The following is a 26,485-nucleotide window of genomic DNA, read 5'->3' as shown; positions in this document are numbered from 1 at the left end:
CGCCATGGGATACGCCCACGGTTACGCGAACGCGGTGATGCAGCGGGGCCGAGTCCCCATGGAACCGGCGGACTTCGTGCCCGACTGGGCCGACCGCCCGCGCAAGGGCAAGTTCTTCCCGCAGGCCGAGGACTTCCCGCTGCCCGACAGCGACGCGCCGCCCACCGCGACCGTCGAGCAGGGCCTCTTCGGGCCCGCCGCGGACGGCGGGTTCACCCTCTCCCTGCTCGGCGGGATGCTCCAGGACTCCTACGGGCTGACCGGCCGCCGGCTGGCCGTGCACGCCAACTCGGACCTCGGCACACTGCCGCACTACACCCACGCCAACTGGTCGCGCGGCACCGCGTCCGGCGGCGGGCTCTACCCGATCGGCATCCACTGGGTGGCGGGGCCGAGCGGCCCGCTCACCCCCGGGATCTACCACTACGCCACACCGCACCACTCCATGCAGCGGCTGCTCACCGGCGACCTCACCCCCGAGATCCGCGCCGCCCTCGGCGAGCGGCCGGGCGTGGCCGCCGAGAGCGACCAGTTCCTGGTGCTCGGCGTGAAGTTCTGGCAGAACGCCTTCAAGTACAACAGCTTCTCCTACCACGTGGTGGCGATGGACATCGGCGCCCTGCTGGGCACCTGGCGGCTGTGGGCGCGCGCCCGGGGCCTGCGGATCGGCCCCCTCCTCTGGTTCGACGAGGCCCGGATCGGACGCCTGCTGGGGTTCTCCCCCGAGGAGGAGGGCGTGTTCGCCGTCGTCCCGCTCCGCTGGCAGTCCCGGCTCGACGCCCCGCCGCCGACCGCCGGACCGGACGCCGTGCCGGCAGCCGCCCCCTCGGGGAGTCCGGTGCCCGCCCGGGTACGGCTCACCGACCGCGAACGGTCCCGGCGGGTGTTCGGCTTCGAGACCGTCCGGCGCATCCACGCGGCCACCCTGGAGCGCGCGACCGACCGCCCGACCCCCGCCGCACTCGCCGGAGCCCTGGAGCGCCCGGCCCTCCCGACCACCGGTGCACCGCTGCCGCTCCCGCCCGCCCGGCCGCTCGCGCTCGGCGTGCGCGAGGCGCTGCGGGCCCGCCGCAGCAGCTTCGGCCGCTTCACCGGCACCCGGCCCGTCGCCGCGGAGGACCTCGCGGCGACCCTGGCCGCCGCCGCGGCCGGCGCCGACCTCGGCGGCGACGGACCCGATCCGCGGCCGAGCGGCGGACCGCCGCTGGCCGGGCTGTACGTCTTCGTCAACCGGGTGGAGGGCGTCCCCGCCGGAACCTACGGGTACGACGCCCCGAGCGGCTCGCTGCGGCCGTTGAAGCCCGGCCCGCCGGGCGCGTTCCTGCAGAGCAACTACTTCCTGTCCAACTACAACCTGGAGCAGGCCGGCGCCGTGATCGTGCCGGCCGTGCCCACCGCGGCCGTGCTGGACGCCGTCGGGGACCGCGGGCTGCGGCTGGTCAACGCCGCGGTCGGCGCGATCTCGCAGGCGGTCTACACCGCCTCGGCCGCGCTCGGCCTCGCCTGCGGCGTCGCACTCGGCTTCGACTGCGTCTCCTACGCCGAGGAGCTCGGGCTCGACGGCCCGGGCGAGACCCCCTTACTGATCATGATGATCGGCCACGAGCGGCCGCAGCCGGCCGACTTCAGCCATGCGATCGCCTGAGCCGGTGGAGGAACGGGTGAACGAGCGAACAGCGGTGGACGGCCCGCGCCGGGCCACCCTGAGCCCCCGCTTCATGCTGCGCGCGGCGGGCCTCCCGGTCGAGGCCGTGCACGGCCTGCGCGGCCCGGCCACCCACCGGTGGGCGGACCGGCTGCTGGCCGAGGAGGAACACCTGGCCGGCCTCGGCGCCCGGCTGAGCGAGCCGCTGGCCGCCCTCGTCCGGGCCGCCCCCGACGAGCGGCTGCGCCGCCGGGTACTGGCCGTCCGCCGGGAGGTGTTCAACAACCGGCCCCCCGGCGACCTCTCCGACGTCCTGGACCTGGCGGCGCGGGTGGACGCCCCCACCGGGGAACTGCTCACCGACTGGCTCGGCGCACGGCACCGACTGACCGACCTGCACGCCCTGGGGGGAGCCGTCCTCCAGGACGAACTCACCCGCAGCCGGGCCGAGTTGCGCCGCCTCGCCCGGCTCCCGGTACTCCGGCTCGGCCTGCTGCTGGCCTCGCCGACCCTGGAGGGCAGACTGGACGCCTTCATCGCGAGCCCCGCCGCCGGCGCCGACAAGCGCAGCCGACGGATGGAGCGCTCGCTGCTCTCCTACCTCTACCGCACCGCCTGCAAGACCAGCCCGTTCAGCACCCTCACGACCGTGGCCCCGGGCACCTTCCGGCCCGCCCCGGAGAGTCCGCCGGTAGCGGGTCCGCCCGAACCGGCCGGCGGGCCGGTCGCGGACGGCCCGCGGCCCGCTGCGGCCGGGGACTCGCCGAGCGGCGCCGACCTGTGGCTCGGCGGTGAGCCGACCGGCCACGTCCGGCTCAACGTGGTCGCCCTGAGCCGACTGGCCGAGCTGATCGCCGCCGACCCGCGGCGCCGCCCCGACCTGCCGGTCACCCTGGCCTCCGGCTGGGCACTGGACGAGGACCGCGTCCGCTACGTCCGCCGCTCGGTGACGGCCGGCGACGACAGCGCCGCGGTCAGCTTCGACGCCGCCCAGGACCGCCTGTTCTTCCTGCGGCTCAGCGGCGCCCTGGAACAGCTGCTGGAGCTGCTGCGCAGCAGGCCGCTGATCCGGTACCGGGAGCTCGCCGATCTGCTGTCCGCGCGGACCGGCGCCGAGCCGGCGGAGTCCGAGCACTACCTGACCGCGCTGCTGGACCTCGGCATCCTCCAACTGCCCTGGCTGGCAACCGATGTGCACAGCCACGACCCGCTGCGCTCGTTCCAGGCCGGGCTGCGGGGCTTGGACCGCCCGTGGGCCGCCGCGATCGCCGACCGGCTGGACGGCCCCGCCGAGCACCTGGCCCGCTACCCGGCGGCCGACGCCGCCACCCGGCGCGCCCTGCTCGCCGCCCTGCGCCGCGATCTGCTCGCCGTCCAGAGCGAGTTGGGAGCGGCGGCGCCCTCGCTCCCGCAGACCCTGCTCTACGAGGACGTGACCGGCCCGCCGGTCGAGGCGGACGCCGCCGAATGGGCGAGGCTGGCGGCCGACCCCCTGGAGTCGCTGACCGGGATCCTGCCGGTCTTCGACGTGGCGCTGGCCCAACGGCTGACCCTCAAGGGGTTCTTCCTGGTCCGGTACGGCCGGGGCGGGCGCTGCGAGGACCTCCTCAAGCTGGTCCACGACTTCCACGAGGACATCTTCCACCAGTACCTGCAGTTCACCTCGGCCCGGCCGGCCGCCGGCCCGGGCGAGGCCCACCCGCCGGAGGAGAACTGGCTGGGGATGCCGGAGATCACCGCGCTGGACCGGGCCCGGGCCGAACTCACCCGCCGGATGAACACCCTGTGGGACGCCCGGCCCCCGGGCGCCGAGGAGCTCGAACTGGACGCCGCCGCGGTGCGCGCCGTCGCCGCCGAACTGGCTCCGCTCCCACGGGGGTTCGAGCCGTACAGTCACTTCCTGCAACTGGCCCGCCGGGACACCGACCCGCTGCTCGTCCTCAACAACTCGTACGGCGGCCTCTGCTTCCCCTTCACCCGCTTCACCCACTGCTTCGACCAGGACGGGGACGGCGGGCCCGACCACCCCGACGGCGCGGCGGGCGCGGTGCGGGCAGCGGCGGCGACCGGCCTGTCCGGCGGGCTCCGGGAGACGCTGCGCGGCCTGCTCCCGCCCGGCGCCGTCTTCGCCGAGGTCACCGCCGGCGCGGCCACCACCAACCTCAACCTCCACGCCCGGCTGACCGACTACGAGATCGTCTGCCCCGGTGAGACCAGCACCGCGCCCGAGTCCGCCCGGATCAGCCTCGACGACCTCTCCGTGGAGCACGACCCGGTGGCGGACCGGCTGCTCCTGCGCTCACGACGGCTCGGCCGCGAGGTCGTCCCGCTCTACCTGGGCTACCTCGTCCCGATGGTGCTGCCGGAGATCCCCCGGACCCTGCTGCTGTTGTCCCCCACCTCGCGGGTCACCCCCGAGGTCTGGCGCGGAGTGCCGGCCGGCCCGGCGACGGACGGTGTCAGCCACCGGCCGCGTCTGCGCCACGGCAGCCTCGTCCTGCACCGGCGCTCCTGGACGGCCGAGCCCGGCGCGCTGCCCGAGCCGCGGCCCGGGGCCGGCGAGCCCGAACGCTACCTGGACTGGCAGCGCTGGCGGCGCCGGCACGCGCTGCCCGAGCAGGTCTTCGCCCGGGTGCACGCCCGGCCCGCCGACGGCGCGGCCGGCGGCTGGCAGGGCTCGTCCAAGCCCCAGTACGTCGACTTCGCCGGCCCGCTGTCACTGATGGCACTGGACGGCCTGCTCGCCGCGGGCGCGGGCCGGGTCGTCTTCGAGGAGATGCTGCCCGGCGAGGACGCCCTGCACGTGCGCTCCCCGCAGGGCCGGCACGTCGCCGAGCTGGCCGTAGAGACCGTCCCCCGCGCAGCGCCCGCCGCCGCGCCAGAGCAGCAGGGAGCGCAGGGCCTTGACTGACACCGACGTACCCGCCGGCACCCCGACGACCGGCCCGGGCGCGCGACCCGGGCCCGCGGCGGCCCCGGGCGACTGGCTGGCCTTCCACGTCTTCTACGCCGCGAGCCCGCGCCCGCTGCTGCTGGAGTGCGTGCGCCCGCTCACCGCGGAACTCGCCGAGGAGGGCCTGCTCGCCGGCTACTTCTTCATCAACTACTGGCTGGAGGGCCCGCACCTGCGGCTGCGGCTGCGGCCCTCCTCGCCCGCCGCCGCCCCGCTCGTCCGCGAGCGCGCCGAGGCGGCCATCGCCGCCTTCCTGCGCCGGCGACCGGCCCTGTACGAGGTCAAGGGCGGCTTCCTGGCGGAGCTGTACAACACCCTGTTCGAGCTGGAGTACCCGGAGGAGGAGCGCGGGCGGCTGCTCGGCGAGGACGGCCGGATGCGGCTGCGGCCGAACAACTCCTTCAGCGCCGAACCGTACGAGCCGGAGTACGGCAAGTACGGCGGACCGGCCGGCGTCGAACTGGCCGAGTGGCACTTCCAGCGCTCCAGCGACCTGGTGATCGAGGCCGCCCGGACGATGAACGTGCACCTGCGGACGGTGGTCCTGGGGCTCGCCGCCCAGCTGATGATGACGATGTCCGGCTGCTTCCTGCGCGAGGACGACGCCCTGCTGGCCTTCCTCGACCGCTACCACGCCTTCTGGAACGGCGCGTTCGCGGGCACCAACTACACCGCCCAGGACGGCTACGACCGGGCCTACGGCTCGATGGGCGCCACCCTGCCGCAGCGCTTCCGGATGATCCGGGAGGCCGTCGCCGACGGCGCGCCGCAGCGGCTGCCGGCCGTCCTGCGCGGCTGGGCCGAGCACTGCCTGGACCTGCGCGAACGGGTCCTGGACCTCACCCGGCGCGGCAACCTGGTGTTCCGCTCCTGGGACGGCACCCGGGACCTGCTGGTCGGCGATCCGACCGGGTCGCTCCCGATGCTGCTCTCCCCCTACCTGCACATGACCAACAACCGGCTGTCGGTGACCGTCCGGGACGAGGCCTTCCTCAGCTACGTCCTCGGCCGCGCACTGCGCGAGCCCAGTGCGGCGGCGGCGCCGTGAGCGAACGGGAGCTGCTCGCGCTGAGACCCCGGATCCGGCCCGGGGTGCGGATCAGCCGCCCGCTGCGGCGCGGCACCGCCACCATCCACCTGCTCCTGGAACCGGGCAGCGGCAGGCGCCTGGAGGTCGGGGTGAAGGAGGAGTTCATCATCACCCGCCTCGACGGCGCCCGGTCGCTGGACGAGATCGGCGAGGAGTACGCGCGGCACTTCCGCGCGCGCCTGGGCGGCGAGCAGTGGCAGCAGATGCTGCGGCTGCTGTACGGGCGCGGACTGCTCGCGGACGGCGCGCCGGCGCCGGCCGCCGAGCCGCCCCCGGCGCCCCGGTCCACGCTGCTGCGCGGCAGCGTCCGCATGGTCGCGGACCCGCCGGAGCTGCTGGACCGGATCCACCGGGCCACCGGATTCGCCCGCCGGCCCGGCTTCCTGGCGCCGCTGCTGGTGCTGGTGGCCGCGCTGCTCGCCGGCGTCGCCGCGGGGCTCGGCCGGCTGGTCGACGAGACGGCCGCCCTCACCCACCAGCCCGTGGCGCTGGCGGCGGTCGGCGCGACGCTCTGGGTGAGCCTGGCCCTGCACGAGGTGGCGCACGGCGCGGTCGGGCGGGCGTTCGGCGGCCGGACCACCGAGATGGGGCTGCGCCGGTGGCTGCTGGTGACGTACCTGTACTGCGAGATGGAGGACGTCCGGGTCTTCCCGCGGCGCCGGGAGCAGATCGCCACCGCGGGCGCGGGGGTGCTGATGAACCTCGTCCTCCTGCTGCCGGTCTACCCGGTCTGGGCGCTGCTGCCCGAGCACGCCCAGGCCCGCCCGTTCCTCGGCGGCCTGCTGCTGCTCGGCACCGTGATGGCGCTGGCGAACCTGCTGCCGCTGCCCCCGCTGGACGGCTACAAGATCCTCGGCTACGCCCTGGGCCAGGTCCAACTGGCGACCGACAGCCGCACGTTCGTCGCACTGCTGGCCCGGGTGGCACTGCGGCGCGACGGCGGGGCGGCCCTGGGTCTGCTCCGGGCCGGGTATCCCGTCCGGCTGCGGCTCGTCCTCGGCGGCTACGCGCTCGGCTGCGCGGCACTGGCCGCGGCGGCGCTGATCGCCACCGGTCCGCTCTGCCACCACCTGCTGCCGGCCCGCCTGGCCGGCCTGGCGGACTACGCCCCCGCCCTGCTGGCCGGCGCGGCGTTGCTGCTGTGGGCGGTGGGCATGCTCGCCAGGGCCGCCCGGCGGGCCCGCGGCGGTACGCCGTGACGGACCGCCCCGAAGCTCGCGGACCTGCCGCACCGGCCGCCCTGACGCACGACGATGGGGAGCACAGCATGAGTTCAGCCGGAAGTACGCCCGGCGCGGGAACGCCCGGGCCCGCCGTCAGGCTCGACGGCGTGGCCAAACGCTACGGGGAGGTCCGGGCGCTCGACGGGGTCTCGCTGACGGTGGGGCAGGGGGAGTTCTTCGGCATCCTCGGCCCCAACGGCGCCGGCAAGAGCACCCTGGTGGAGATCATGGTCGGGATGCGCCGGCCGGACGAGGGCACGGTGTCCGTCCTCGGGGCGAGCCCCTGGCCGCGCGACACCGCGCTGCTGCGCCGGATCGGGGTGCAGACCCAGGCCTCGGCGTTCTTCACCCGGCTGACGGCCGGCGAACACCTGGCGACCGTCGCCGCGCTGTACGGCCTCGACCGCGGGGCCGCCGGGCGGGCCCTGGAGCAGGTCGACCTGGCCGACCGGGCCCGGACCAGGGTCGACGACCTGTCGGGCGGTCAACGCCAGCGCCTGGCCCTGGCCACCGCGCTGATCCACCGGCCCGACCTGGTCTTCCTGGACGAGCCGACCGCCGCGCTCGACCCGCAGGCCCGGCGCTCGCTCTGGGCCCTCCTGCGGTCGCTGCGCGGCGAGGGCCGCACCGTCGTCCTCACCACCCACCACCTGGACGAGGCCGAGGCGCTCTGCGACCGGGTGGCGATCGTCGCGCGCGGCAGCGTGCTGGCCCTCGACACCCCCGGCAGCCTGGTGCGGTCGCTGGCCGCCCCGGCCCGGCTGCTCGTCCCCGCCGACCGGCTCACGGTGGCGGACGCGGAGGGCCTCGACGGGGTCGACCGGGTCACCGTCGAGGGCGGCGAGGTCGTGATCGAGACCAGGGCCGCCAACCGGGTCCTGGTCGCGGTCGGTGCGCTGGTCGGCATGGAGTCGGTCCGCACCCGCACCGCGACCCTGGAGGACGCCTACCTTCGACTGACCGGATCGGAGCACCGCCCGTGAGCGCCTACGCAGCGATGACCAGGGCCACCTGGCTCGCCTACGCCCGGGACCGCACGTCGGTCTTCTTCACCTTCGCCTTCCCGCTGCTGTTCCTGGTCGTCTTCGGACTGCTGTTCCGGGGCCAGAAGGTCAACGGCGACCTGGCGTACATCAACTACATCGCACCGGGCGTGCTCGCCTGGGGCATCGGCAACGCGGCGCTGTTCGGTGTCGCGTTCACCCTGATGCACTGGCGGCGCGACGACCTGCTGCGGCTCGTCTGGCGGACCCCGACACCGCTGCCCACGGTGCTCGCCTCCCGGTACGCGGTCGCGCTGGGCACCGGGCTGGTGCAGGCCGTCCTGTTCACCGGCGTGGCGCTGCTGCCGGTGTTCGGCCTGCACCTCAGCGCCTCCTGGCCGCTGGCACTGCCGGTGCTGCTGCTCGGGGTGACCGCCTTCGTCGCCGTCGGCCTGGTGGTCGGCGGCCTCGCGAACACCCCCGAGGCGGTGGCCGCGATCGCCAACTGCGTGATGGTGCCGATGGCCTTCCTCTCCGGTGCGTTCTACCCCATCGACCTGATGCCGGGCTGGCTGCAGGTGTTCTCCCGGGTGCTGCCGCTGCGCTGGTTCGTCGACGGAGTGACCGACGCGCTCGCCGGGCGCGGCGGCCTGCTCGGCCCGGCGACGGCCTGCCTGGCCCTGGCCGTCTTCGCCGGCCTCTTCACCCTGCTCGCCGCTCGGACCTTCCGCTGGAGCAACCGGAAATGACCCCTGACACCCTGCCGCTGGAAGCCGCCCGGGAGCAGTTGGCCCGCGCGCTGACCGCCCGGGCGGACGCCGCGGGCCTGCCCGCGCCGGCCGTGTCCGCCCTGGGCGGGACGGACGTCCTGGGCCCCGGGCAGGCCGGCCCGGCGCTGCTGCGGGCCGCCGCCACCGTGCACCTGACCGCGTCGGCCGTGCTGGTCGGGCCGGTCGGCGGCGCGCCGGACTCCCCCGCGGCGTGCGGGAGTTGCCTGGCGATGCGCTGGCAGCGACTGCGCAGCCGGACCGAGCGCGAGGCCCTGGAGACCGGGCTCGCCACCACGGCGGTGGACGCCCGTTGGCCGCGGCTGACGGAGTACGCGCTGGACGCCGTCTGGTCGCTGTGCCGGCTGCTGCTGGACCGGGACGCGCCGCCCTCCGACCTCCCCCGGGTGGGTCGGCTGGACCTGGAGACCCTGGAGGTCCGGGTCGTCCCGCTGCTCGCGGAGCCGCTCTGCCCCGCCTGCGCGGGGGCCGGCGAGGAGAGCGGCGAGGGCCCGGTGCTGCCGCTGCACCCGCGCCCGAGGCCCGGCACCGGCGGCTACCGGCTGCGCTCGCCCTCCTCGTACGCGCTGCCCGCCGAGGCGCTGGCCAACCCGGTCTGCGGGGTGCTCGGCGCGGGCACCTGGCCGGACGTCACCTCGCCCACCACGGCGCCGGTGGCGGGCAGCGTCTTCATGCGCGGCTACGCCGGGCTGACCGACGTGACCTGGAGCGGACAGGCCAACTCGTTCCGGGCCAGCCGCGACCTGGCCTTCCTGGAGGGCCTGGAGCGGTACGCGGGCACGCACCGGCGGCGCAGCACCGAGATGGTCCTCGACTCGTACGCCAACCTGGCCGGCGACGCGCTGGACCCGCGCGAGTGCGGCCTCTACGCGCCGCGCACGTACCGGGACGACCCGATGGTGAGCCCCTTCGACCCGGACCGCCCGATCCCCTGGGTGCGCGGGTGCTCGCTGCGCGACGGGCGCCCAGTGCTGGTGCCGGCCCGGCTCTGCTACTACAGCGCCGGCCTGGCCGCGGACAACTTCGTCTTCGAGTGCTCCAACGGCTGCGCCATCGGCAGCTGCCTGGAGGAGGCGATCCTGTTCGGACTGCTGGAGCTGATCGAGCGCGACTCCTTCCTGCTCGGCTGGTACGGCGGCGCCCGGCTGACCGAGATCGACCTCGACTCGTGCGGCGGCGGCGCGCTGCGGGCGATGGTCGACCGGGCGTCGCTGCAGGGGTACGAGGTGCACGCCTTCGACAACCGGGTGGACCTCGCGGTGCCGGTGGTCACCGGTCTGGCGGTGCGCCGGGACGGCGGGCCGGGAACGCTGGCGTTCGCCGCGGGCGCCGGGTTCGACCCCGGGCAGGCGGTGGAGTCCGCGGTCTCCGAGATCCTCACCTACCTGCCGCACCTGCCCGGGCAGGTGCGCGAGCGGCCGGCCGAACTCGCCGCGATGGCCGAGGACTTCGACCTGGTGCGCCGACTGCCGGACCACGCCGCGCTGTTCGGCCTGCCGCAGATGGCCCACCACGCCGACAGCTACCTGGAGCCCCCGGCCGTACGGTCGTTGGACGAGGTGTACGAGGACTGGGCGAAGGCCCGGCCGCGGACCGGGGACCTGCTGGACGACCTGCTGTTCTGCCGGGACGAGCTGGTCCGGGCCGGTTTCGACGTGATCGTGGTCGACCAGACCTCGCCGGAGCAGCGGCGGCTGGGGCTCAGCACGGTGTGCACGATCGTCCCCGGGCTGCTGCCGATCGACTTCGGCTGGTCGCGCCAGCGCGCGCTGGGCCTGCCCCGGCTGCGGACGGCGCTGCGGCGCGGCGGGCTGCGGGAGGACGACCTCACCGAGGCGGACCTGCGGCTGGTGCCGCATCCCTTCCCGTGAGCCCCGTCCGGGCCGCCCCCGCCGCCGCGGGCCCGGGACGGCCGCCGGCCCCCTCCGTGCGGAGGGGGCCGGCGGTCGGACGGCAGGCGTCAGGCGGTGCAGCTGGTGGTGCTGGTGGTGCTGGAGCAGGTGCTGGTGCTGGAGCAGCTGGTGGACGAGCCGAGCATGACCTCGCTGGCGTCCGAGTAGTCGCTGATCTCGAAGGTCTCCGACTCCAGGTTCAGGATCTCCTGGGCGAGGGAGGCGAGGTTGGTGTCGGCGATCATGTTCGCAGCCACGGGGACTCCTTCAGGGCGCGGGGAACCCGGCCGCACCGGCCGGGAAGGGCAGAGCACGGGCACCCGCGGGGTGGGCCCGCGACGCCACCCGACCTTTGTACGGGACGGCACTGGCAGACCTGCCTGCCGTCCGCTGTCACCTCACTGACACCGCAGGCCGGCGGCCTGCCCGTCCGGAAACCGGAGCCCGATTCGATGACCGCGCCAGCACCGGACGGCGGCCCCGACGACGGGACCGCGCGCGCCGCCGAGTTCTATCTCGGCCTGCACCGCGACCCCGAGCTCTCCGGCCAGGAGGAACGGACCGCCGCCGCGCTCGCGACCCGGCTCACCGCGGCCGGGTACCGGGTCGAGACCGGCATCGGCGGTCACGGGGTGGCCGGCGCGCTGCGCAACGGCCCCGGCCCGGTGCTGATGCTCCGCGCCGAACTGGACGCCCTGCCCGTCCTGGAGCGGACCGGCCTGCCCTACGCCAGTACCGCGCGGGCCCGGACGGACGAGGGCGAGGACGTGCCGGTGATGCACGCCTGCGGGCACGACGCCCACCTGGCCTGCCTGGCCGGCGCCGCCGCCGCGCTGGCCGCGGATCCCTCCCGCTGGCGCGGCACCCTGCTGGTGGTCGGCCAGCCGGCCGAGGAGACCCTGCGCGGCGCGCGGGCGATGCTGGCGGACGGCCTGTACCGCCGCTTCGAGCCGCCCTCCATGGTGCTCGCCCAGCACACCGTCCCGCTGCCGGCCGGCATGGTGGCCCACGCCGGCGGCCCGGTGACGGCCGCCAGCGTCACCCTGGAGGTCGTCGTGCACGGCCGCGGCGGGCACGCCGCCGCCCCGCACCTGGCGGTCGACCCGCTGCTGGCCGCGGCGGCGATGGTGCTGCGGCTGCAGGGCGTCGTCTCCCAGGAGTGCGGCCCCGCCGAGCAGGTGGTGGTCAGCGTGGGCTCGCTGCGGGCCGGCGGCCCGGCGAACGTCGTGCCGGACCGGGCGGTGCTCGGCGTGACCGTCCGGGCGTTCTCGGACCCGGTGCTGGACCGGGTGGTCGGCGCGGTCCGGCGGATCGTCCGGGCCGAGGCGCTGGCCTCGGGCTGCCCGACCGAGCCGACGGTGGAGATCACCTCCCGCTCGGGCGCCAACCTGCCCGACCCGCGGCTCACGGCGACCGTACGGGAGGCCCATCTCGGCGCGTTCGGCCCGCAGCGGGTGGCCGACTGGCCGCCGTCCATGGCCACCGACGACTTCCCGCTGTTCGGCGCGCCCGGCGCCGCCCTGCACGGGGTGCCGGACATCCGGACGGCGTACTGGATGCTCGGGATGGTCGGCCCCGGGCAGTGGGCGGCCGCCCCCGGGGCGACCGCCGCGCAGAAGCTGGCGGCGCTGCCTCCCAACCACTCGCCGGAGTTCCGTCCGCATCTCGGCCTGACCCTGCGCACGGGGATCGCCGCCCTCGTCACGGCGGCGACGGCGCTGCTGCCGCCGGCGGGCGCGGCCGACGAGGGGTGAACGCTGCCGGTAGCGGCGGCGGACGGACGCCACGGGGGGACGCGGCGGGGCCGGGCGGTGGCTGAACGGCCACCGGTCGGGCGGCCGACGGCGGGTGAACGACCGGCGGACGCCGCGCCCCACGGCACCGGAGAGCCGCCTGACGTGAACACCGACAAATCCCTCCCGCCGAAGGTCACGATGCGTCAGGATGACGGCATGGCAGATGAGACGATCACCCCCCGCCGGATCGCCGACGAGCACGTGGCCCGGGTCGCCGCCCTGGACCCGATGGTCTCCACCTGGCTCGGACTGCACCCCGAGGACCAACGCCAGCCCGACCTCTCCCCCGAGGGCTACCAGGCCGTGGCCGAGCTCAACCGGCGTGCCCTCGCCGACCTGGACGCGGCCGAGGCCGCCGCCGGCGCGACCCCGCCGGACCCGGCCGAGCAGGTCTGCGCCCGGCTCCTGCGGGAGCGCCTCACCGCCGCCCTGGCCGTCCAGGACGCCGGCGACAACCTCCGCCAGCTGCGCAACGTCGCCTCGCCCGTCCACCAGGTCCGCGAGATCCTCACCCTGATGCCCACCGACCGCGAGGAGGACTGGGCGGCGGTGGCCGGCCGGCTGCGCAACCTGCCCGGCGCACTGGACGGTTACCGCGCCACCCTCGCCGAGGGCATCTCCCGCGGGCTGCTCTCCGCGCCCCGCCAGGCCGCCGTGGTCGCCGAGCAGCTCACCGCCTGGACCGGCGAGGCGGCGGGCCGCGGTGGAGGCGACGGCTGGTTCGTCGGCTTCGCCGCGGGCGGCCCCGAGCGCCTGCGCCCGGAGCTGGACTCCGCCGCCCGCCGGGCCACCGCGGCCGTGGCCGGGTTCCGCGACTGGCTCCGCGCCACCTACCTGCCGGCCGCCGCGGGAGTCCCGGACGCCGTCGGCGAGGAGCGCTACCTGCGGGCCGTCCGCTTCGGGACGGGCGCCGACCTCGACGTGGCCGAGGCCTACGACTGGGCCTGGGAGGAGTTCCACCGGCTGCGCGGCGAGATGGCGGCGGAGGCCGAGCGCGTCCTGCCGGGCACCGGACCGCTGGAGGCGATGCGCCACCTGGAGGAGAACGGACACGCGATCAAGGGCGAGGAGGCCGTCCGCGACTGGCTCCAGCAGCTCATGGACGGCGCGATCGAGGCCCTCGACGGCACCCACTTCGACATCCGGGGGCCGGTCCGCCGGGTGGAGTCCCGGATCGCGCCGCCCGGCAGCTCGGCCGCCGCCTACTACTCCGCCCCCAGCCTCGACTTCAGCCGCCCGGGCCGCACCTACCTGCCGACGCTCGGCCGCGACACCTTCCCCACCTGGCAGCTGGTCAGCACCTGGTACCACGAGGGGGTGCCCGGCCACCACCTCCAGCTCGCCCAGTGGAACCACGTCGCCGACCGGCTCTCCACCTACCAGGTGACGCTCGGCAAGGTCAGCGCCAACCTGGAGGGCTGGGCCCTCTACTCCGAGCGCCTGATGGACGACCTCGGCTTCTTCGCCGAACCGGCCCACCGGCTGGGCTTCCTGGACGAGCAGATGCTGCGCACCATCCGGGTCGTCATCGACATCGGCATGCACCTGCGCCTCCCCGTCCCGGCCGGCTCCGGCTTCCACCCCGGCGAGACGTGGACCCCGGACCTGGCCACCGAGTTCATGGCCACGTACAACGGCAGCCCGGAGCCCACCCGGACCAGCGAGATCAACCGGTACCTGGGCTGGCCGGGCCAGGCGATCGGCTACAAGCTCGGCGAACGCGCCTGGCTGCGGGGCCGGGAGGCGGCCCGGGCGCGCCTCGGCGCCGACTTCGACCTGAAGGCCTGGCACATGAAGGCACTCTCCCAGGGCTCGCTCGGCCTGGACGACCTGACCGGCAACCTGGCGGCGCTGTAGGCGGGTTCGGGGATCGGGTGCTCGGAGGGGTGAGCCGGCCGCGGACGGCGGCCGGCCCGCCCCTCGGCGTCACCGTTCGGCCCGGAACTCCCGTGGGGCACGGCCGAAACGCTCGCGGAAGCGGCGGGTGAGGTGCGGGTGGTCGGCGAAGCCCGCAGCCGCCGCGATCTCGACGAGCGGCAGGCCGGTCCGCCGGATCAGCCGGGCGACGACGTCCAGCCGGACCGCCAGAGGCGGCGCGGGCCGTCGTGCGCGGCATCGAGCGCGGCCGGGACGTCGTTCCGGTCGGGGCCGCCCGGATCCTGCTGCCGCTGGTGCGGATCTGTCCGCCGGTCGCGAAGCGGATCCTGCGCGACGGCTAGGCGCCGGGGTACCGCAGCGGGCGTGGTCAAGAGGGCGTGCGGGTGCGGTGGTTGATCCGGGTCGCGGAGGCCGGCCCGGCCCGGTGCGCACGGCCGCGCGGGAGGCCGTCGGCCCGGACGGGCGATCTCGCCTCCGGGACGAACCGCGGGACTGACCGTCGGTCAGTCGCGTCGTCCCGCTCGTGTGTGGAACGAGTGAATTCCCTTCGGAGATCCACGTCCACGGTCGGGCGCGAGTAGTGGGAAGCACCGACCTTCACTAGGTTGTCGTCAAACCTTATTTTCCGGATTTCACTCGTTCGGGTGAATCCACAGGAAGAAGGAGCGGGTCTTTGGCCTCCCACCGCCGTCCCAAGCAGCCGACCCGCGCACGGGTGACGGTGCTCACCGCAGCCGCCGCGACCACGGTCGCCCTGTCCGCCCAGATGAGCGCGCACGCCGCGCCCACCACCCCCTCCAAGAAGGAGGACGTGAAGGCGCAGGTCGACCGGCTCAACGCCGAACAGGAGCAGGCCGCCGAGCGCTACAACGGTGCCAAGGAGCGGGCCGACCAGCTGCGCAAGCAGGCCGACCAGCTCCAGGACCAGGTGGCCCGGGGCCAGGACCGGATGACCCGGCTCCAGATCGGCCTGGCCGAGGTGGCCGGCGAGCAGTACCGCACCGGCGGCATCGACCCCTCCGTCCAGCTGATGCTCACCGCCGACCCCTCCGGCTACCTCCAGCAGGCCACCAGCGTCCAACAGGCCACCTCCAGCCAGGCGGAGGCACTGAAGGGCCTGGAGGACCAGCAACGCCGGCTCGACCAGCAGAAGATCGAGGCCGCCGCCGTCCTCTCCTCGCTCGACGAGACCACCAAGGACCTGAACCAGGCCAAGACGGACATCACCAAGAAGCTCCAGGAGGCGAACACGCTGCTCAACACCCTCAGCGCCACCGACCGCGCCTCGGTGCTCCAGGGCGACGGCCGCGCCTCGCGCGACGCCGTCCGCGTCGACCTCGGCACCCTGCCGCAGGCCGGCGGCTACGCCGGTGTCGCGGTCGCCAAGGCGATGAGCAAGCAGGGCGCCCCCTACCACTGGAGCTCCGCCGGCCCCGACCAGTTCGACTGCTCGGGCCTGATGGTGTGGGCCTACCGCCAGGCCAACGTCTCGTTGCCGCGCACCTCCCAGGAGCAGGGCAACGTCGGCGCCCGGGTGCCCTCGCTCGCCGAGGCGCAGCCCGGCGACCTCGTGATCTACGGCAGCGACCGGCACCACGTCGGGATGTACATCGGCGACGGGCTGGTGGTGCACGCCCCGCACACCGGCGACGTGGTGAAGGTGATGAAGGCCGACGCGATGCCGATCAACACCATCCGCCGGGTCTGAGTCCTTACCGCCGAGCGGGGAGGGCAGGGGGCGACCGGGCGGGCGCCGACCGGGGGCGACCGGGCGCCGGAGCGCGTCCACCGCCGGACGCGCCGCGGCGGATTCCGGACGGGGAACGGCGACTTGAGAAACCTTTGAGGTTCACAGGACTGCCGCGGACACCTGACGGTGCACCAGAATTGTCGGAGTCAGGTCAATCGATCACCCGGTGCAGCCCGTAGCGCCGCACCGGGCACCGAGGTCGCCGGCCGGCGGGCCGGACCGACGCCCGTCCGGGCGGCGCACCCGTCCCGCGCCTTGGCGGCGCGGCCACGGGTGCTCCCGGCCGGGGCGGGCCGCCGGGTGGTCGTCGACCGGACTGCCCGACGGCGCCGGAGTGGGGCCGGCGCCGGGTCCGCACGATCCCGCACCGGCCGCCGGCCGGACGCCGACCGAGGAGTCCCCGTGTCCTTCGAACCCCGTACCGTGCTCGACCCCGCCAAGCCCCACGCACTGGCACTGTTCCGGATCGTCACCGCCCTGCTGTTCTCCTGCCACGGCGCCGCCTCGCTGTTCGGGGTGCTGGGCGGCACCCGCGGCGGCGGCACCGTGCCGGTCGGGCAGTGGCCCGGGTGGTGGGCCGCACTCATCCAGCTGGCGGGCGGGGTGCTGGTGCTGCTGGGGCTCGGCACCCGGCCGGCGGCGCTGGTCTGCTCGGGCTCGATGGCGTACGCCTACTTCTCGGTGCACCAGGAGAAGGCGCTGTGGCCGATCCAGAACGGCGGCGAGCTGGCCGTGCTGTTCTGCTGGGCGTTCCTGGCCATCGCGGTGACCGGTCCCGGCACCCTTGCCCTCGGACGCTTGTTCCAGCGCCCGGCGGCACATGGCCGGGGCCTGGCCGCGGCCAGGAACCAGGCCTAAGGTCTGTCCGCGGTCTCGGGCCGGCACCGAAGGATCCGGCGAACCGGCGGTCCGTGGTCGCTGCTGTGGTTGCCGGTGATCGTCCTGGCCGCTCCGGTGCCGGCCGGTCCTGTGCTGGCCTGTCCGGAAGTGGCCGGTCCGGCCGCGGGGCGCTCGCGGGCCGGGCGCCGAGGTGACGCGTCGTTCGAGCGGCTTCGGGCGGGCTCGGGTCAGTACCGCGGATGCGGGACGCCGTGTGCCCCACCCGCCGGCCGCCCCCGAAGGGTGGCCGGCGGGCGGGGCGTTCGCCCGTGGTGCTCACGCGGCCCGTTGGGTCAGGTCAGCAGCCAGCTTCGGAAGTCGGCGTCGTAGCGGGTTCCGATGGTCTGCTTGAGGTAGGTGCGCGCCGCCTGCCAGGAGCCGGTGCGGTAGTACCCGAGGATCTTCGCCACGTCGCCGGGGTGCTTCTCCACCATGTAGTAGACGGCGAGGTAGCCCCAGGCGTAGATCCGGTTCTGGTCGTACTGCTGGGTGGTGTCGAACAGGGTGCTCAGGGCGTAGGTCTGCTTCGACGCCTCGGTGGCGGCCCAGGAGTTGAACACGCCCCGGTAGGTGTACGAGACGTACTCGGCCAGGCCCTCGATCCACCACAGGGTCGGCGTGGAGACATTGGCGTTCCAGTCGCCGTACATGTCGTACCGGCCGTCGAGGTAGTGCGTGTACTCGTGGTTGAGGTTCTTGATCGCGAAGGCCTGGGAGGTCTCGTCGCGGTAGGTGATGAAACGGGCCTGGTTCCCGGCCGCGGCGGGGTTGCCCTCCAGGTAGACCCCGCCGTTGTTGGTGTCGACCCCGTACAGGGAGCCGGCCAGCCGCACGTACTCGGAGCGCGAGTCGAACACCACGAGCTCCAGCGTGGTGTTCCGGTCGCCGCTGACCGGTTGGCCGCTGTCCTTGACGACCGTGTGGAAGAAGGAGTCCTGGCCGGCGAGGCTGTCGCAGGTGCCGGTGAGCTGCTGGGCGCTGAGGCGCTGGGCCCGGACGCGCAGTGTGGCACTGCAGGCGTAGTTGACCGGCAGGGTGGCGTCGGCCGCCTGCGTGGCGACCTGACTGGGCGCGCTGGAACGGGCGGCGGGCAGCGTGGAGGGGCCGGCGGGGCCGGATGTCGCCGCACCGGGGGCGATGGGGGCGGTGGTGGTCTGCGCGGTGCTCGCCGAGGCCGGGACGACCGTGAGGGCCGTCGCGGCGCACATCGCCAGCACCGGGACCGCGATCTGCGTGAGACGCCGGCGAACCGGGACTGCGGACATGGTTCTCCTTGGGGCTGTGGCGGCCGACTTGGGCAGGGAGTCCCGCCGTCGGCGTGGGGGGGTGGGGCGTGGGGGGTGGGGGCGGAGCGCCCGGTGGGGGTGGTCCCGGGCGCTCCTCGTGCCCGGCGACGGTTCACGCGGCTTCTGGCCGCGGCGGTGTCGATCGCCGAGTGACTGAACTGTGCGGGGCGCCCGAGACGGAGGCAATGCCGTACCGGCCGGTTCCGGATACGCAAACAAAGGCCGCTGCGACCCGGTGGAGGCCTCGGCGGTGGGGCTTCGCGGGTGTGACGGGCCGCCTTCGAGCCGGGCGCCCGACCACTCCGAGGCGATCCGTTCCCGCTGGAGCCCGGCCGACCCGTCCGGTACCCGGTGACGTGATTGATTGCGTATCCGGATCCCACCCGCCCGGATGGTCGACGAACCGTTCGCCGCCGTAGCCTTCGGTCGTCGGCCCACCGGACGCGCAGGAGCCGTCAGGCGATCCCTGGCCACCGGCTCGGTCGGCCGACCCCGTGCTCGGGCATGCGAACCGGGCCGGGTGCCGCGCCCGTCCGACCTACCCGGCCGACCGGTGTCGCGCCCCGCTCGCCAGGAGCCGGTCGCAGCGGCCTGCGGCACTACGGCGCGGAGTTCCCGCGGGTGCCCGAGCACTCCGGCCCGTCCACCACGGCCGAGCAGCCGACGTGCCCGCCACCCCCGGGAGCTCGGTGGGCGCGAACGCTCCGCGGGGCCGTCGGTGGGCCCGCGCCCCGACCGGGCACCGGACACGCCCCCACCGGGGAAGGCTCGTCCCGACACTCCCGTGCCGGCAGAACTTCCCGACCTGCTCCGCTTGTCAGCGGCTTTCCCGACGTGCTCCGCTTTGTCAGCAAGCCTTCCCGACGTGCTCCGCTCGTCGGGAAACCGAAACCGAGAACGAGGCGGCGACGTGACCACAGCCCACGGATTCGGCTGGCGGTCCCTGCTGGGTCGCACTCTTGCCGCTGAGAGTGCCGGGCCGGTGCTCGTCCTGGTGGAGGGCGCCGCCGGCATGGGCAAGAGCCACCTCCTCGGACGGCTGAGCGGCCTGCCCGAGGCGGCGGACGCGACCCGCGTGCTGTGGCGGTGCGGAACACCCGGGGCGCAGCCGCCGGAGGACGGCTGGCAGGGGCCGGTCCTGCTGCTGGTGGACGACGTGCACAGGGCGGACGAGACGGAGCGGGAACAGCTGCGTCGTCTGCTGGAGCGGCCCCGGCCCGGGCTGGCGGCTGTGCTCGCCTACCGTCCGGAGGAGTTGGCCGTGCCCGGTCTGCCGCTGGGTGCACCGGCCGCGGCGTACCCGCCCGAGCTGACGGTGCTCCGGCACCCGCTGGCCGCCTGGGACGAGGACCGCGTGCGCCGGGCCGCGGTGGAGGCGCTGGGCGAGCACTGTACGGCCGAGGCGGTCGGCAGACTGTCCGAGCGTTCCGGCGGGGTGCCCCGGGTGGTCGTCGATCTGCTGGCCGCGCTGCGCGTGCGCCCGGGGCCCGGGTGCACGGCCGAGGACGTGGACGCGGCCGGGGTGCCGGTGCGGCTGGCCGAGCTGGTCCTGGGCAGGACGGCCGTCCTGCCCCCGGCGCACCGGCCGATCGTCTGGGCGGCCGCCGTCCTGGGCGAGCCCGCCGGCCGGGACGAGCTGATCACCGTGTCGGGGCTCGGGCCGGAAGCCGGCAGGGAGGCCCTGCTGGCCGCGCTGGCGGGTGCGGCGCTGACCGACCTGGGCGATGCGTACTACGGGCTTTGCGCCCCACTGGCCGCACGTGCCGTGCACGACACCGTGCACGGGCCGCTGCGCCAGGAGTTGCACGAGCGGGCGGCTGACGTCCTGGCCCGCAGGCAGCCGGTGCCGTGGACCGCCGTGGCCCTGCACCGCAGGGCCTCCGGCCAGGTCAGCGGCTGGCTGCGGGCGGTGGAGCGAGCGGCCCGTGCCGCCGCGGAGTCGGGCGGCCACCAACAGGCGATCGCCCTGCTGGAGCAGACCCTTGCCTCTCCGCTGGTCCCGCCGCAGGTCCGGGCCCGGCTGGCGCCCCTGCTGGCCCGCAACGCCGTCGTCGCCCTGCGTTCGGACCAGACCGTCGAGGTGCTGACGCAGATCGTGCGGGACCCGTCCCTGCCCGCGGTCGTCCGCGGTGAGCTGCGGCTCGACCTGGCGCTCCTGCTCTGCAACCAGGTCGGCCGGTTCGCCGCCGGGTGGCGGGAGCTGGAGACCGCGGCGACCGAGCTCCGCGACGTCCGCCCCGATCTGGCGGGGCGGGCGATGGCCGCGCTGGCGATGCCGAACTGGCCGGGCCCCTCGATCGAGGTCCACCAGCGGTGGCTGCGCCAGGCCGTGGCGGTCGCGGACGCGAGCGGGGACGAGGCCCTGCGGGCGGCGGTCCTCGCCAACCGGGCCTCCTCCGCCCTGGACTGCGGTGACCGGGACGCGTGGGAGCTGGTGAAGGCACTTCCCACGGACAGCCCGGACCCGCTGTGCCGCCAGCACGCCGCGCGCGGCCTGTGCAACGCCGCGGACGCCGCCGTCCGGCTGGGCTTCTACGAGCGGGCGCGGGATCTGCTGGCCGAGGGCCTCGACCTCTCCGCCGAGAGCGGCGCCCCGTACATCGAGCACACCGCCCTGGGGACGCGGCTGCTGCTGGAGTGGTGGACGGGCCGGTGGGCCGGCCTGGCCGAGCGGTGCGAGGAGTTCGTGACCGCGACCGCCGACATGCCGTTCATCGCCTCCGACGCCCGCGTGGTGCGGGGCCTGCTCGCCTTCGCCCAGGGCGACTGGGGGGCGGCGCTCTCCTGGCTGTCCGGACGCGAGGCGATCGCGCCGGAGAGCATGCCCACGCCGCTGGCCGCGACGGTGTCCGGCACCCTGGTGCGGCTGGCGCTCGCCCGGCAGGACGTGCCCGCCGCGGCCGAGCTGGCCCGCACGGCCTGGTCGGACGTGGTCGGCAAGGGCGTGTGGGCGTGGGCCGCCGAACTCGCCCCCTGGGCCGTGGAGGCCACCGCACGCGCGGGCGACGTGCCGGCCGCCCGGGCCATGGTGCGGGACTTCGGGCAGGGCATCGAGAATCGCGAGATGCCCGCCGCCCGCGCCGCGCTCACCTGGAGCCGAGCCGCACTGGCGGAGGCCGAGGACAGGCAGCAGGAGGCCGCGGGCCTGTACCGGGAGGCGGCGGCGGCCTACGGGGCACTGCCCCGGCCGTACGCCCACGCCCTGACCACGGAAGGCGCGGCGCGCTGCCTGCTGGCCGGATCCCCCCGGCGGGCGAGCGGGCAGGCGACCGACACGGACACCCCGGCCGAGGAGTCCGTCGAAGCACCCCGGGCGGACGGAGGCAGCAACGCCACCGGCGGGGCAACGGCGCGCGCGATCGCCGAACTGGAGTCCTGCACCCGGCAGTTCGGCGACCTCGGGGCGACCTGGGACAGTGCCCGCGCCCGCGCCCTGCTGCGCACGGAGCAGCCGGCCAGGAAGGGGCGCCCACCCGGCCGCCCCTCGCACCCGGACGAGCTCTCTCCCCGGGAGGGCGAGGTGGCGGAACTCGCGGCGAGCGGGCTGACGAACCGGGAGATCGCGGCGACCCTGCACCTCTCCCCCCGGACGGTCGAGCAGCACATCGCCCGCGCCATGCGCAAGACCGGCACCCTCTCCCGGCACGACCTCACCCCCCGCCGGCCGTGACGGACCCCGAGGCGGCCTCGTACTCCGGCGCCGTCACGGCCCGCCGGCCCGGAGGCGGGGGCGCCGGGGCCCGGTGGACGACGGCGCCGTGCACCGCCTTCCTCAGCGAGTGGTCACGATGCCCTGGCCGCTGCGGACCACGAGGTCGTACGACCCGAGGAAGCTGTTGCAGTCCCAGGTGGCCACCGTCGCCCGCGCCCAGTCGAACGCCCAGCCGGGCCGCACTCCGCGGGCTCCCCAACCGTCCGGCCGTCTGAGGGGGATCGCCGTCCCCGCCGCCTGGGCGGCGAGCGCCGCCTCGCACGTCTCACGCGCGATCCGCAGGGCCTGCGACCCGGTGTCGGCCGGCCCGGTGAAGACGTGGTGGCCGAGCTGCCCGGGCCGGGTGGTGTTCCTCGTGGGGACGTCCACCTGGAAGTAGAGCCGGTCCATGACGTCATCTCCCTGTGTCGCGCCGTCGTACCGGCTGCTGATCCGGCCCGACCGGGTGCCCGGTCCGGGGCCCTCCGGTTACGGACCGGGCACCCGGTCGGCCGGCGGGAACCAACCTAGGACGCCACGGCGCGGGTGAATATCCGTGCCCCGGACATCGCCATACCTGCGAAATCCCGACGGCTCCGCGCCGCCCACCGCCCGGCACCGGGGGTGCGGACCCCGCCCGGCCGCCGGCCCGGGCTTCCTCGCGCCCGGCGTGGCGCGGGGGAACCGCTCCCGCACCGGAGCAGGTCGACGGATCGTCGGCGCAGGATCCGGCCGGGCGGCCGACCGGGGGTACGTCGCCCCGGCCCACCTCACACACCGGCCGCGTCCAGGCCGACGCCGAGGGCGTAGGTGACCGCCATCGCCAGCCCGCCGCCCAGCACGTTGCGCAGGACGGCCCGCCTGGGCGGCGCCCCGCCCAGGCGGGCACTCAGCAGGCCGGTGACCAGCAGCGCGCAGAGCACCGTGGCGGCGGTGGCCGGCGCCCGTACCGAGGACGGCAGCAGCAGGACGGCGAGCAGCGGGCAGAGCGCCCCGACGGTGAAGGAGACGAAGCTCGCCCAGGCGGCCTGCCAGGCGCTGGTGAGCTCCTCGGGGTCGATCTTCAGCTCGACCTCGGCGTGGGCGGCGAGCGGGTCCCGTTCGGTGAGCCGGACGGCGACCTCGCGGGCCAGTGCGGCCGGCAGCCCCTTCGCCTCGTAGAAGCCCGCCAGTTCGGCGAGTTCGGCCTCCGGGTCCTCGGCGAGCTCGCGCTGCTCCTGACGCAGCGCGGCCCGTTCGGAGTCGCGCTGGCTGCTGACCGACACGTACTCGCCGACCGCCATCGAGAGCGAGCCGGCCAGCATCCCGGCCAGGCCGGCGGTGAGCAGCGCGCTCTCGGAGGTGGTGGCGCCGGCCACGCCCATCACCAGGCCGGCGGTGGAGACCACCCCGTCGTTGGCACCGAGGACGGCGGCGCGCAGCCAGTTCAGCCGGGGTCCGAGCGCCCCGCCGTGCGACTCGGCGTGTCCGTCGTCCTCCTCCGGGCCGCTGCCGGGCCTGCCCGCTTCCTCGGTCTCCGGCACGCGGCCACCCCTCCGTCCGTCCCGCCCGGGCGGGCCCGCGGGCCCCGGTCCCCGTCATCCTCCCGGCCCGGCCCGGTGTTCCGGCCCAGCGACACACGGCGGGCCGGGGTTCCGTGCGGGCCGGGCGGGCGGTCAGACGCCGACGGACAGGTCGGCGGGCACGGTCAGCTCCGCGCCGGTGGCCGCGCGGACCTCCTCCACGGTGACGCCGGGGGCGAGTTCGACCAGCCGCAGACCGTCCGGGTCGACGTCGACGACGGCGAGGTCGGTGACGATGCGGTCGACCACCCGGCGGCCGGTGGCGGGCAGCGTGAGCTCCCGGACGATCTTCGGGGAGCCGTCGCGGGCGGTGTGCTCCATCACCACGATCAGCCGGCGCGCACCGTGCACCAGGTCCATCGCCCCGCCCATGCCCTTCACCATCTTGCCGGGGATCATCCAGTTGGCCAGGTCGCCGCAGGCCGAGACCTCCATGGCGCCGAGCACCGAGACGTCGATCCGGCCGGCCCGGATCATGCCGAAGGAGAACGCCGAGTCGAAGTACGCGGCGCCGGCGGCGGTGGTGACGGTCTCCTTGCCGGCGTTGATCAGGTCGGGGTGCTCCTCGCCCTCGTACGGGTAGGGGCCCACCCCGAGGATGCCGTTCTCGGAGTGCAGCACCACGTGCACGCCGGCCGGGATGTGGTTGGGGATCAGGGTGGGCAGTCCGATGCCCAGGTTGACGTACTGTCCGTCGCGCAGTTCGCGGGCGGCGCGGGCGGCGAGCTGGTCGCGGTCGAGCGGCATGGTCAGTTCTCCTCGGGGGCGGCGGGGCGGACGGTACGGCGCTCGATGCGCTTCTCGGCGGGGCCCGCGGCGACCACCCGGTCGACGTACACGCCCGGCAGGTGGACGGCGTCCGGCGGCAGCTCGCCGGGCTCGACGATCCGCTCGGCCTCCACCAGGGTGATCCGCCCGGCCATCGCGCAGAGCGGGTTGAAGTTGCGGGCGGCGGCGTGGAAGACGCAGTTGCCGTGGCGGTCCGCCACGGCCGCGCGCACCAGGGCGAAGTCGGTGCTGATCGCCTCCTCCAGCAGGTGCCGCCGGCCGCCGAACTCGCGTACCTCCTTGGGCGGTGAGGCCAGTGCGACCGAACCGTCGGCCGCGTAGCGCCAGGGCAGCCCGCCCTCCTCCACCTGGGTGCCGACGCCGGCCGGGGTGAAGAAGGCCGGGATGCCGGAGCCGCCCGCGCGCAGCCGCTCGGCGAGCGTGCCCTGCGGGGTGAGCTCCACCTCCAGCTCGCCGCTCAGGTACTGGCGGGCGAACTCCTTGTTCTCCCCCACGTAGGAGGAGGTCATCCGGGCGATCCGGCCGGCGCGGAGCAGCAGGCCGAGGCCCCAGTCGTCCACGCCGCAGTTGTTGGACACCACCCGCAGGCCGGTGGCGCCGGATCCGGCCAGCGCGTCGATCAGCGTGGAGGGGATGCCGCAGAGGCCGAAGCCGCCGACGGCCAGCGTCGCCCCGTCCGGGATGTCCGCCACCGCCCGTGCCGGGCTCACCACCTTGTCCATGTCCTGTCCTTGCCTTCCGTCCGGGGAGCCGTGTGGCCTCTGCCTCCCCCCGGCGGCGGGATCCGCGCAGGCCGGGGCGGTGAGGCCCTCCTCACTGTTCCGGCACCTCCGGCGGCTCGGCCATGTGCGCCCGCCACACGGTGCCGGGCCCAGGTGTTGCATCCGCCCACATGTCCGGGCCCGCCGGCCGCTCCTAAGGTCTCAGCAACCACCCACCATGACCCCACCGCCACCCGGAGCGTGACCCTCGGGAGCGTCCGCACGGACGGTCCCGCGCCCCGGGCGGCGGTGGACGGCACGAGCCCCCCGGGAGCCGACCACCATGCGCATGCGCACCGCACACGTCGTCCGTAGCAGACCCCTGCAGGCGCTCTCCCTGCTGACCGCCGGCGCCGTCCTCACCGGGTGCGCGGCGGCCGGCACCGCCGGCTCCGACAAGGCCGCCGCCGGCGACTCCTCACCCGTCAGGGTCGGCCTGGTCTACTCGCGCAGCGGCCCGCTCGCCGCCTACGGCAAGCAGTACCTGGACGGCTTCACCGCCGGTCTGGCGTACGCCACCAAGGGCACCGGCAAGGTCGCGGGCCACCCGGTCGAGGTCACCGAACAGGACGACGCGGGGGACCCGGCGAAGGCCGTCGCCGCCGCCAAGGACCTGGCGGGCAAGGGCTACCGGATCCTGGCCGGCAGCACCGACTCGGGGGTGGCGCTGCAGGTCGCGCCGCTGGCCGCGCAGAACAAGCTGCTCTTCGTCAGCGGCGCCGCCGCCACCGACGCCCTGACGGGCATCAACAAGTACACCTTCCGCTCCGGGCGGCAGTCCTACCAGGACATCCTGGCGGCGGGCACCCTGCTGCTCGGCGCCAAGGACAAGAAGGTGACCGTGCTGTCCCAGAACTCGGCCTTCGGCCAGGCCAACGTGGCCGCCGTGAAGGCGGCGCTGGAGGGGCAGGGCGCGACCGTGACCTCCGTCCTGGCGCCGCCCAGCGCGACCGACCTCACGCCCTTCGCCCAGCAGGTCAAGTCCGGTGCGCCCGACCTGGTGTACGTGGCCTGGGCCGGCGCCACCGCGCCCGCGCTGTGGACCGCACTGGACCAGCAGGGCGTGCTCGACTCCGGCAAGGTGGTCACCGGGCTGGCCGGCACCGCCTCGTACCCGGTCTTCGGCCCGGCCGCCGGCAAGATCTCCTTCCTGGCGCACTACTTCCCCGGCGCGGCGGGCGGCAACGAGGTCGAGAAGGCGATGCTGGACGGTGTCACCAAGGCCGGCGGCACGCCCGACCTGTTCAACCCGGACGGCTTCACCGCCGCCCAGATGATCGTGCACGCGATCGAGGCCGGCAGTGCCACCGACACCGCCGCGATGGTCAAGGCACTGGAGGACTGGCGGTTCGCCGGCCCGAAGGGCGAGGAGCAGGTCCGGGCCGAGGACCACGCGCTGCTCCAGCCGATGTTCACCGCCAAGCTGAACGGCCAGGGCGCGGACGCCAAGCCGGAGTTGCTGCACACCCTGCCCATGTCGGCGGCGGCGCCGACGGTCAAGTCGATCGCGGGCTGACCC

At 75.3% G+C, this 26,485-nt stretch carries 20 protein-coding genes; 13 read left to right on the top strand and 7 right to left on the bottom strand.

Annotated elements, in window-relative coordinates:
- Positions 1-4: 4 nt before the first annotated feature.
- The 7 genes from ACFTWP_RS23380 to ACFTWP_RS23350 all read left to right on the top strand — a co-directional run bounded on the left by ACFTWP_RS23380 (position 5) and on the right by ACFTWP_RS23350 (position 10,553).
- Positions 5-1,645, top strand: coding sequence for a nitroreductase family protein (locus tag ACFTWP_RS23380; RefSeq protein ID WP_380266619.1), 1,641 nt, complete (start codon positions 5-7; stop codon positions 1,643-1,645).
- Between the two features lie 16 nt (positions 1,646-1,661).
- On the top strand, positions 1,662-4,556 hold the full coding sequence (locus ACFTWP_RS23375) for a lantibiotic dehydratase (RefSeq protein ID WP_380266618.1): 2,895 nt from the start codon (positions 1,662-1,664) through the stop codon (positions 4,554-4,556).
- A gap of 76 nt (positions 4,557-4,632) precedes the next feature.
- Positions 4,633-5,646, top strand: a complete 1,014-nt coding sequence (locus ACFTWP_RS23370) for a lantibiotic dehydratase C-terminal domain-containing protein (protein ID WP_380266669.1) — start codon at positions 4,633-4,635, stop codon at positions 5,644-5,646.
- Positions 5,643-6,887, top strand: coding sequence for a peptidase M50 (locus ACFTWP_RS23365; RefSeq protein ID WP_380266617.1), 1,245 nt, complete (start codon positions 5,643-5,645; stop codon positions 6,885-6,887). The genes ACFTWP_RS23370 and ACFTWP_RS23365 overlap by 4 nt, the downstream gene beginning before the upstream one ends.
- A gap of 68 nt (positions 6,888-6,955) precedes the next feature.
- The gene (locus ACFTWP_RS23360) at positions 6,956-7,894 is read left to right on the top strand and encodes an ABC transporter ATP-binding protein (RefSeq protein WP_380266616.1); all 939 of its coding nucleotides are present in this window, start codon (positions 6,956-6,958) and stop codon (positions 7,892-7,894) included.
- Complete coding sequence (locus ACFTWP_RS23355; RefSeq protein ID WP_380266615.1) at positions 7,891-8,643, top strand: ABC transporter permease; 753 nt, start codon at positions 7,891-7,893, stop codon at positions 8,641-8,643. The genes ACFTWP_RS23360 and ACFTWP_RS23355 overlap by 4 nt, the downstream gene beginning before the upstream one ends.
- On the top strand, positions 8,640-10,553 hold the full coding sequence (locus ACFTWP_RS23350; protein ID WP_380266614.1) for a TOMM precursor leader peptide-binding protein: 1,914 nt from the start codon (positions 8,640-8,642) through the stop codon (positions 10,551-10,553). Before ACFTWP_RS23355 ends, ACFTWP_RS23350 begins: the two co-directional genes overlap by 4 nt.
- A gap of 89 nt (positions 10,554-10,642) precedes the next feature.
- On the opposite strand, the gene ACFTWP_RS23345 is transcribed toward ACFTWP_RS23350, so the two are convergent.
- On the bottom strand, positions 10,643-10,819 hold the full coding sequence (locus ACFTWP_RS23345) for a thiazolylpeptide-type bacteriocin (protein ID WP_380266668.1): 177 nt from the start codon (positions 10,817-10,819) through the stop codon (positions 10,643-10,645).
- Between the two features lie 207 nt (positions 10,820-11,026).
- Here ACFTWP_RS23345 and ACFTWP_RS23340 point away from each other — a divergent pair, with 207 nt between their 5' ends.
- Together ACFTWP_RS23340 and ACFTWP_RS23335 are read left to right on the top strand one after the other, a co-directional pair.
- A complete protein-coding gene (locus ACFTWP_RS23340) occupies positions 11,027-12,328 on the top strand; it encodes an amidohydrolase (protein WP_380266613.1) in 1,302 nt (433 codons plus the stop codon).
- Between the two features lie 198 nt (positions 12,329-12,526).
- Complete coding sequence (locus tag ACFTWP_RS23335; RefSeq protein WP_380266611.1) at positions 12,527-14,227, top strand: DUF885 domain-containing protein; 1,701 nt, start codon at positions 12,527-12,529, stop codon at positions 14,225-14,227.
- Between the two features lie 69 nt (positions 14,228-14,296).
- Here ACFTWP_RS23335 and ACFTWP_RS23330 read toward each other — a convergent pair whose 3' ends face one another.
- Positions 14,297-14,446 (bottom strand): helix-turn-helix domain-containing protein, encoded by a 150-nt coding sequence (locus ACFTWP_RS23330; RefSeq protein WP_380266667.1) that lies wholly within the window; start codon positions 14,444-14,446, stop codon positions 14,297-14,299.
- Between the two features lie 475 nt (positions 14,447-14,921).
- On the opposite strand from ACFTWP_RS23330, the gene ACFTWP_RS23325 reads away from it, so the two are divergent.
- Positions 14,922-15,956, top strand: a complete 1,035-nt coding sequence (locus ACFTWP_RS23325) for an NlpC/P60 family protein (protein ID WP_380266610.1) — start codon at positions 14,922-14,924, stop codon at positions 15,954-15,956.
- Positions 15,957-16,400: 444 nt separating this feature from the next.
- Positions 16,401-16,856, top strand: coding sequence for a DoxX family protein (locus ACFTWP_RS23320; protein ID WP_380266609.1), 456 nt, complete (start codon positions 16,401-16,403; stop codon positions 16,854-16,856).
- Between the two features lie 314 nt (positions 16,857-17,170).
- Here ACFTWP_RS23320 and ACFTWP_RS23315 read toward each other — a convergent pair whose 3' ends face one another.
- On the bottom strand, positions 17,171-18,142 hold the full coding sequence (locus ACFTWP_RS23315) for a collagenase (protein ID WP_380266608.1): 972 nt from the start codon (positions 18,140-18,142) through the stop codon (positions 17,171-17,173).
- A 931-nt stretch (positions 18,143-19,073) separates the two neighbouring features.
- Here ACFTWP_RS23315 and ACFTWP_RS23310 point away from each other — a divergent pair.
- Positions 19,074-21,833: a LuxR C-terminal-related transcriptional regulator gene (locus ACFTWP_RS23310; protein ID WP_380266607.1), complete on the top strand. Its 2,760-nt coding sequence runs from the start codon at positions 19,074-19,076 to the stop codon at positions 21,831-21,833.
- Positions 21,834-21,935: 102 nt separating this feature from the next.
- On the opposite strand, the gene ACFTWP_RS23305 is transcribed toward ACFTWP_RS23310, so the two are convergent.
- From ACFTWP_RS23305 to ACFTWP_RS23290, 4 genes are all read right to left on the bottom strand, one after another.
- Positions 21,936-22,265 (bottom strand): hypothetical protein, encoded by a 330-nt coding sequence (locus tag ACFTWP_RS23305; protein ID WP_380266605.1) that lies wholly within the window; start codon positions 22,263-22,265, stop codon positions 21,936-21,938.
- A gap of 359 nt (positions 22,266-22,624) precedes the next feature.
- Positions 22,625-23,377 carry a VIT family protein gene (locus ACFTWP_RS23300; RefSeq protein ID WP_380266604.1) on the bottom strand — a complete coding sequence of 251 codons (753 nt, stop codon included), beginning with the start codon at positions 23,375-23,377 and terminating at the stop codon, positions 22,625-22,627.
- Between the two features lie 132 nt (positions 23,378-23,509).
- Positions 23,510-24,163: a CoA transferase subunit B gene (locus tag ACFTWP_RS23295; RefSeq protein WP_380266603.1), complete on the bottom strand. Its 654-nt coding sequence runs from the start codon at positions 24,161-24,163 to the stop codon at positions 23,510-23,512.
- Between the two features lie 2 nt (positions 24,164-24,165).
- Positions 24,166-24,927 (bottom strand): CoA transferase subunit A, encoded by a 762-nt coding sequence (locus ACFTWP_RS23290; RefSeq protein WP_380266602.1) that lies wholly within the window; start codon positions 24,925-24,927, stop codon positions 24,166-24,168.
- A gap of 322 nt (positions 24,928-25,249) precedes the next feature.
- Here ACFTWP_RS23290 and ACFTWP_RS23285 point away from each other — a divergent pair, with 322 nt between their 5' ends.
- Positions 25,250-26,482, top strand: coding sequence for a substrate-binding domain-containing protein (locus ACFTWP_RS23285; protein ID WP_380266601.1), 1,233 nt, complete (start codon positions 25,250-25,252; stop codon positions 26,480-26,482).
- The last annotated feature ends 3 nt before the right edge of the window (positions 26,483-26,485 follow it).

Origin of the sequence: Kitasatospora sp. NPDC057015 (assembly GCF_042673745.1) — a bacterium.
Taxonomy (GTDB): Bacteria; Actinomycetota; Actinomycetes; order Streptomycetales; family Streptomycetaceae; genus Kitasatospora.
Note: the sequence above shows the minus strand (reverse complement) of the source record. Positions and strands in the feature narration are given on the sequence as shown.

What these genes read in the sequence shown, in the direction of transcription:
- ACFTWP_RS23350 (WP_380266614.1), top strand. Translation starts at nt 8,640, where the DNA reads ATGACCCCTGACACCCTGCCGCTGGAAGCCGCCCGGGAGCAGTTGGCC.
- ACFTWP_RS23335 (WP_380266611.1), top strand. Translation starts at nt 12,527, where the DNA reads ATGGCAGATGAGACGATCACCCCCCGCCGGATCGCCGACGAGCACGTG.
- ACFTWP_RS23360 (WP_380266616.1), top strand. Translation starts at nt 6,956, where the DNA reads ATGAGTTCAGCCGGAAGTACGCCCGGCGCGGGAACGCCCGGGCCCGCC.
- ACFTWP_RS23380 (WP_380266619.1), top strand. Translation starts at nt 5, where the DNA reads ATGGGATACGCCCACGGTTACGCGAACGCGGTGATGCAGCGGGGCCGA.
- ACFTWP_RS23285 (WP_380266601.1), top strand. Translation starts at nt 25,250, where the DNA reads ATGCGCATGCGCACCGCACACGTCGTCCGTAGCAGACCCCTGCAGGCG.
- ACFTWP_RS23290 (WP_380266602.1), bottom strand. Translation starts at nt 24,927, where the DNA reads ATGGACAAGGTGGTGAGCCCGGCACGGGCGGTGGCGGACATCCCGGAC.
- ACFTWP_RS23340 (WP_380266613.1), top strand. Translation starts at nt 11,027, where the DNA reads ATGACCGCGCCAGCACCGGACGGCGGCCCCGACGACGGGACCGCGCGC.
- ACFTWP_RS23295 (WP_380266603.1), bottom strand. Translation starts at nt 24,163, where the DNA reads ATGCCGCTCGACCGCGACCAGCTCGCCGCCCGCGCCGCCCGCGAACTG.
- ACFTWP_RS23305 (WP_380266605.1), bottom strand. Translation starts at nt 22,265, where the DNA reads ATGGACCGGCTCTACTTCCAGGTGGACGTCCCCACGAGGAACACCACC.
- ACFTWP_RS23345 (WP_380266668.1), bottom strand. Translation starts at nt 10,819, where the DNA reads ATGATCGCCGACACCAACCTCGCCTCCCTCGCCCAGGAGATCCTGAAC.
- ACFTWP_RS23315 (WP_380266608.1), bottom strand. Translation starts at nt 18,142, where the DNA reads ATGTCCGCAGTCCCGGTTCGCCGGCGTCTCACGCAGATCGCGGTCCCG.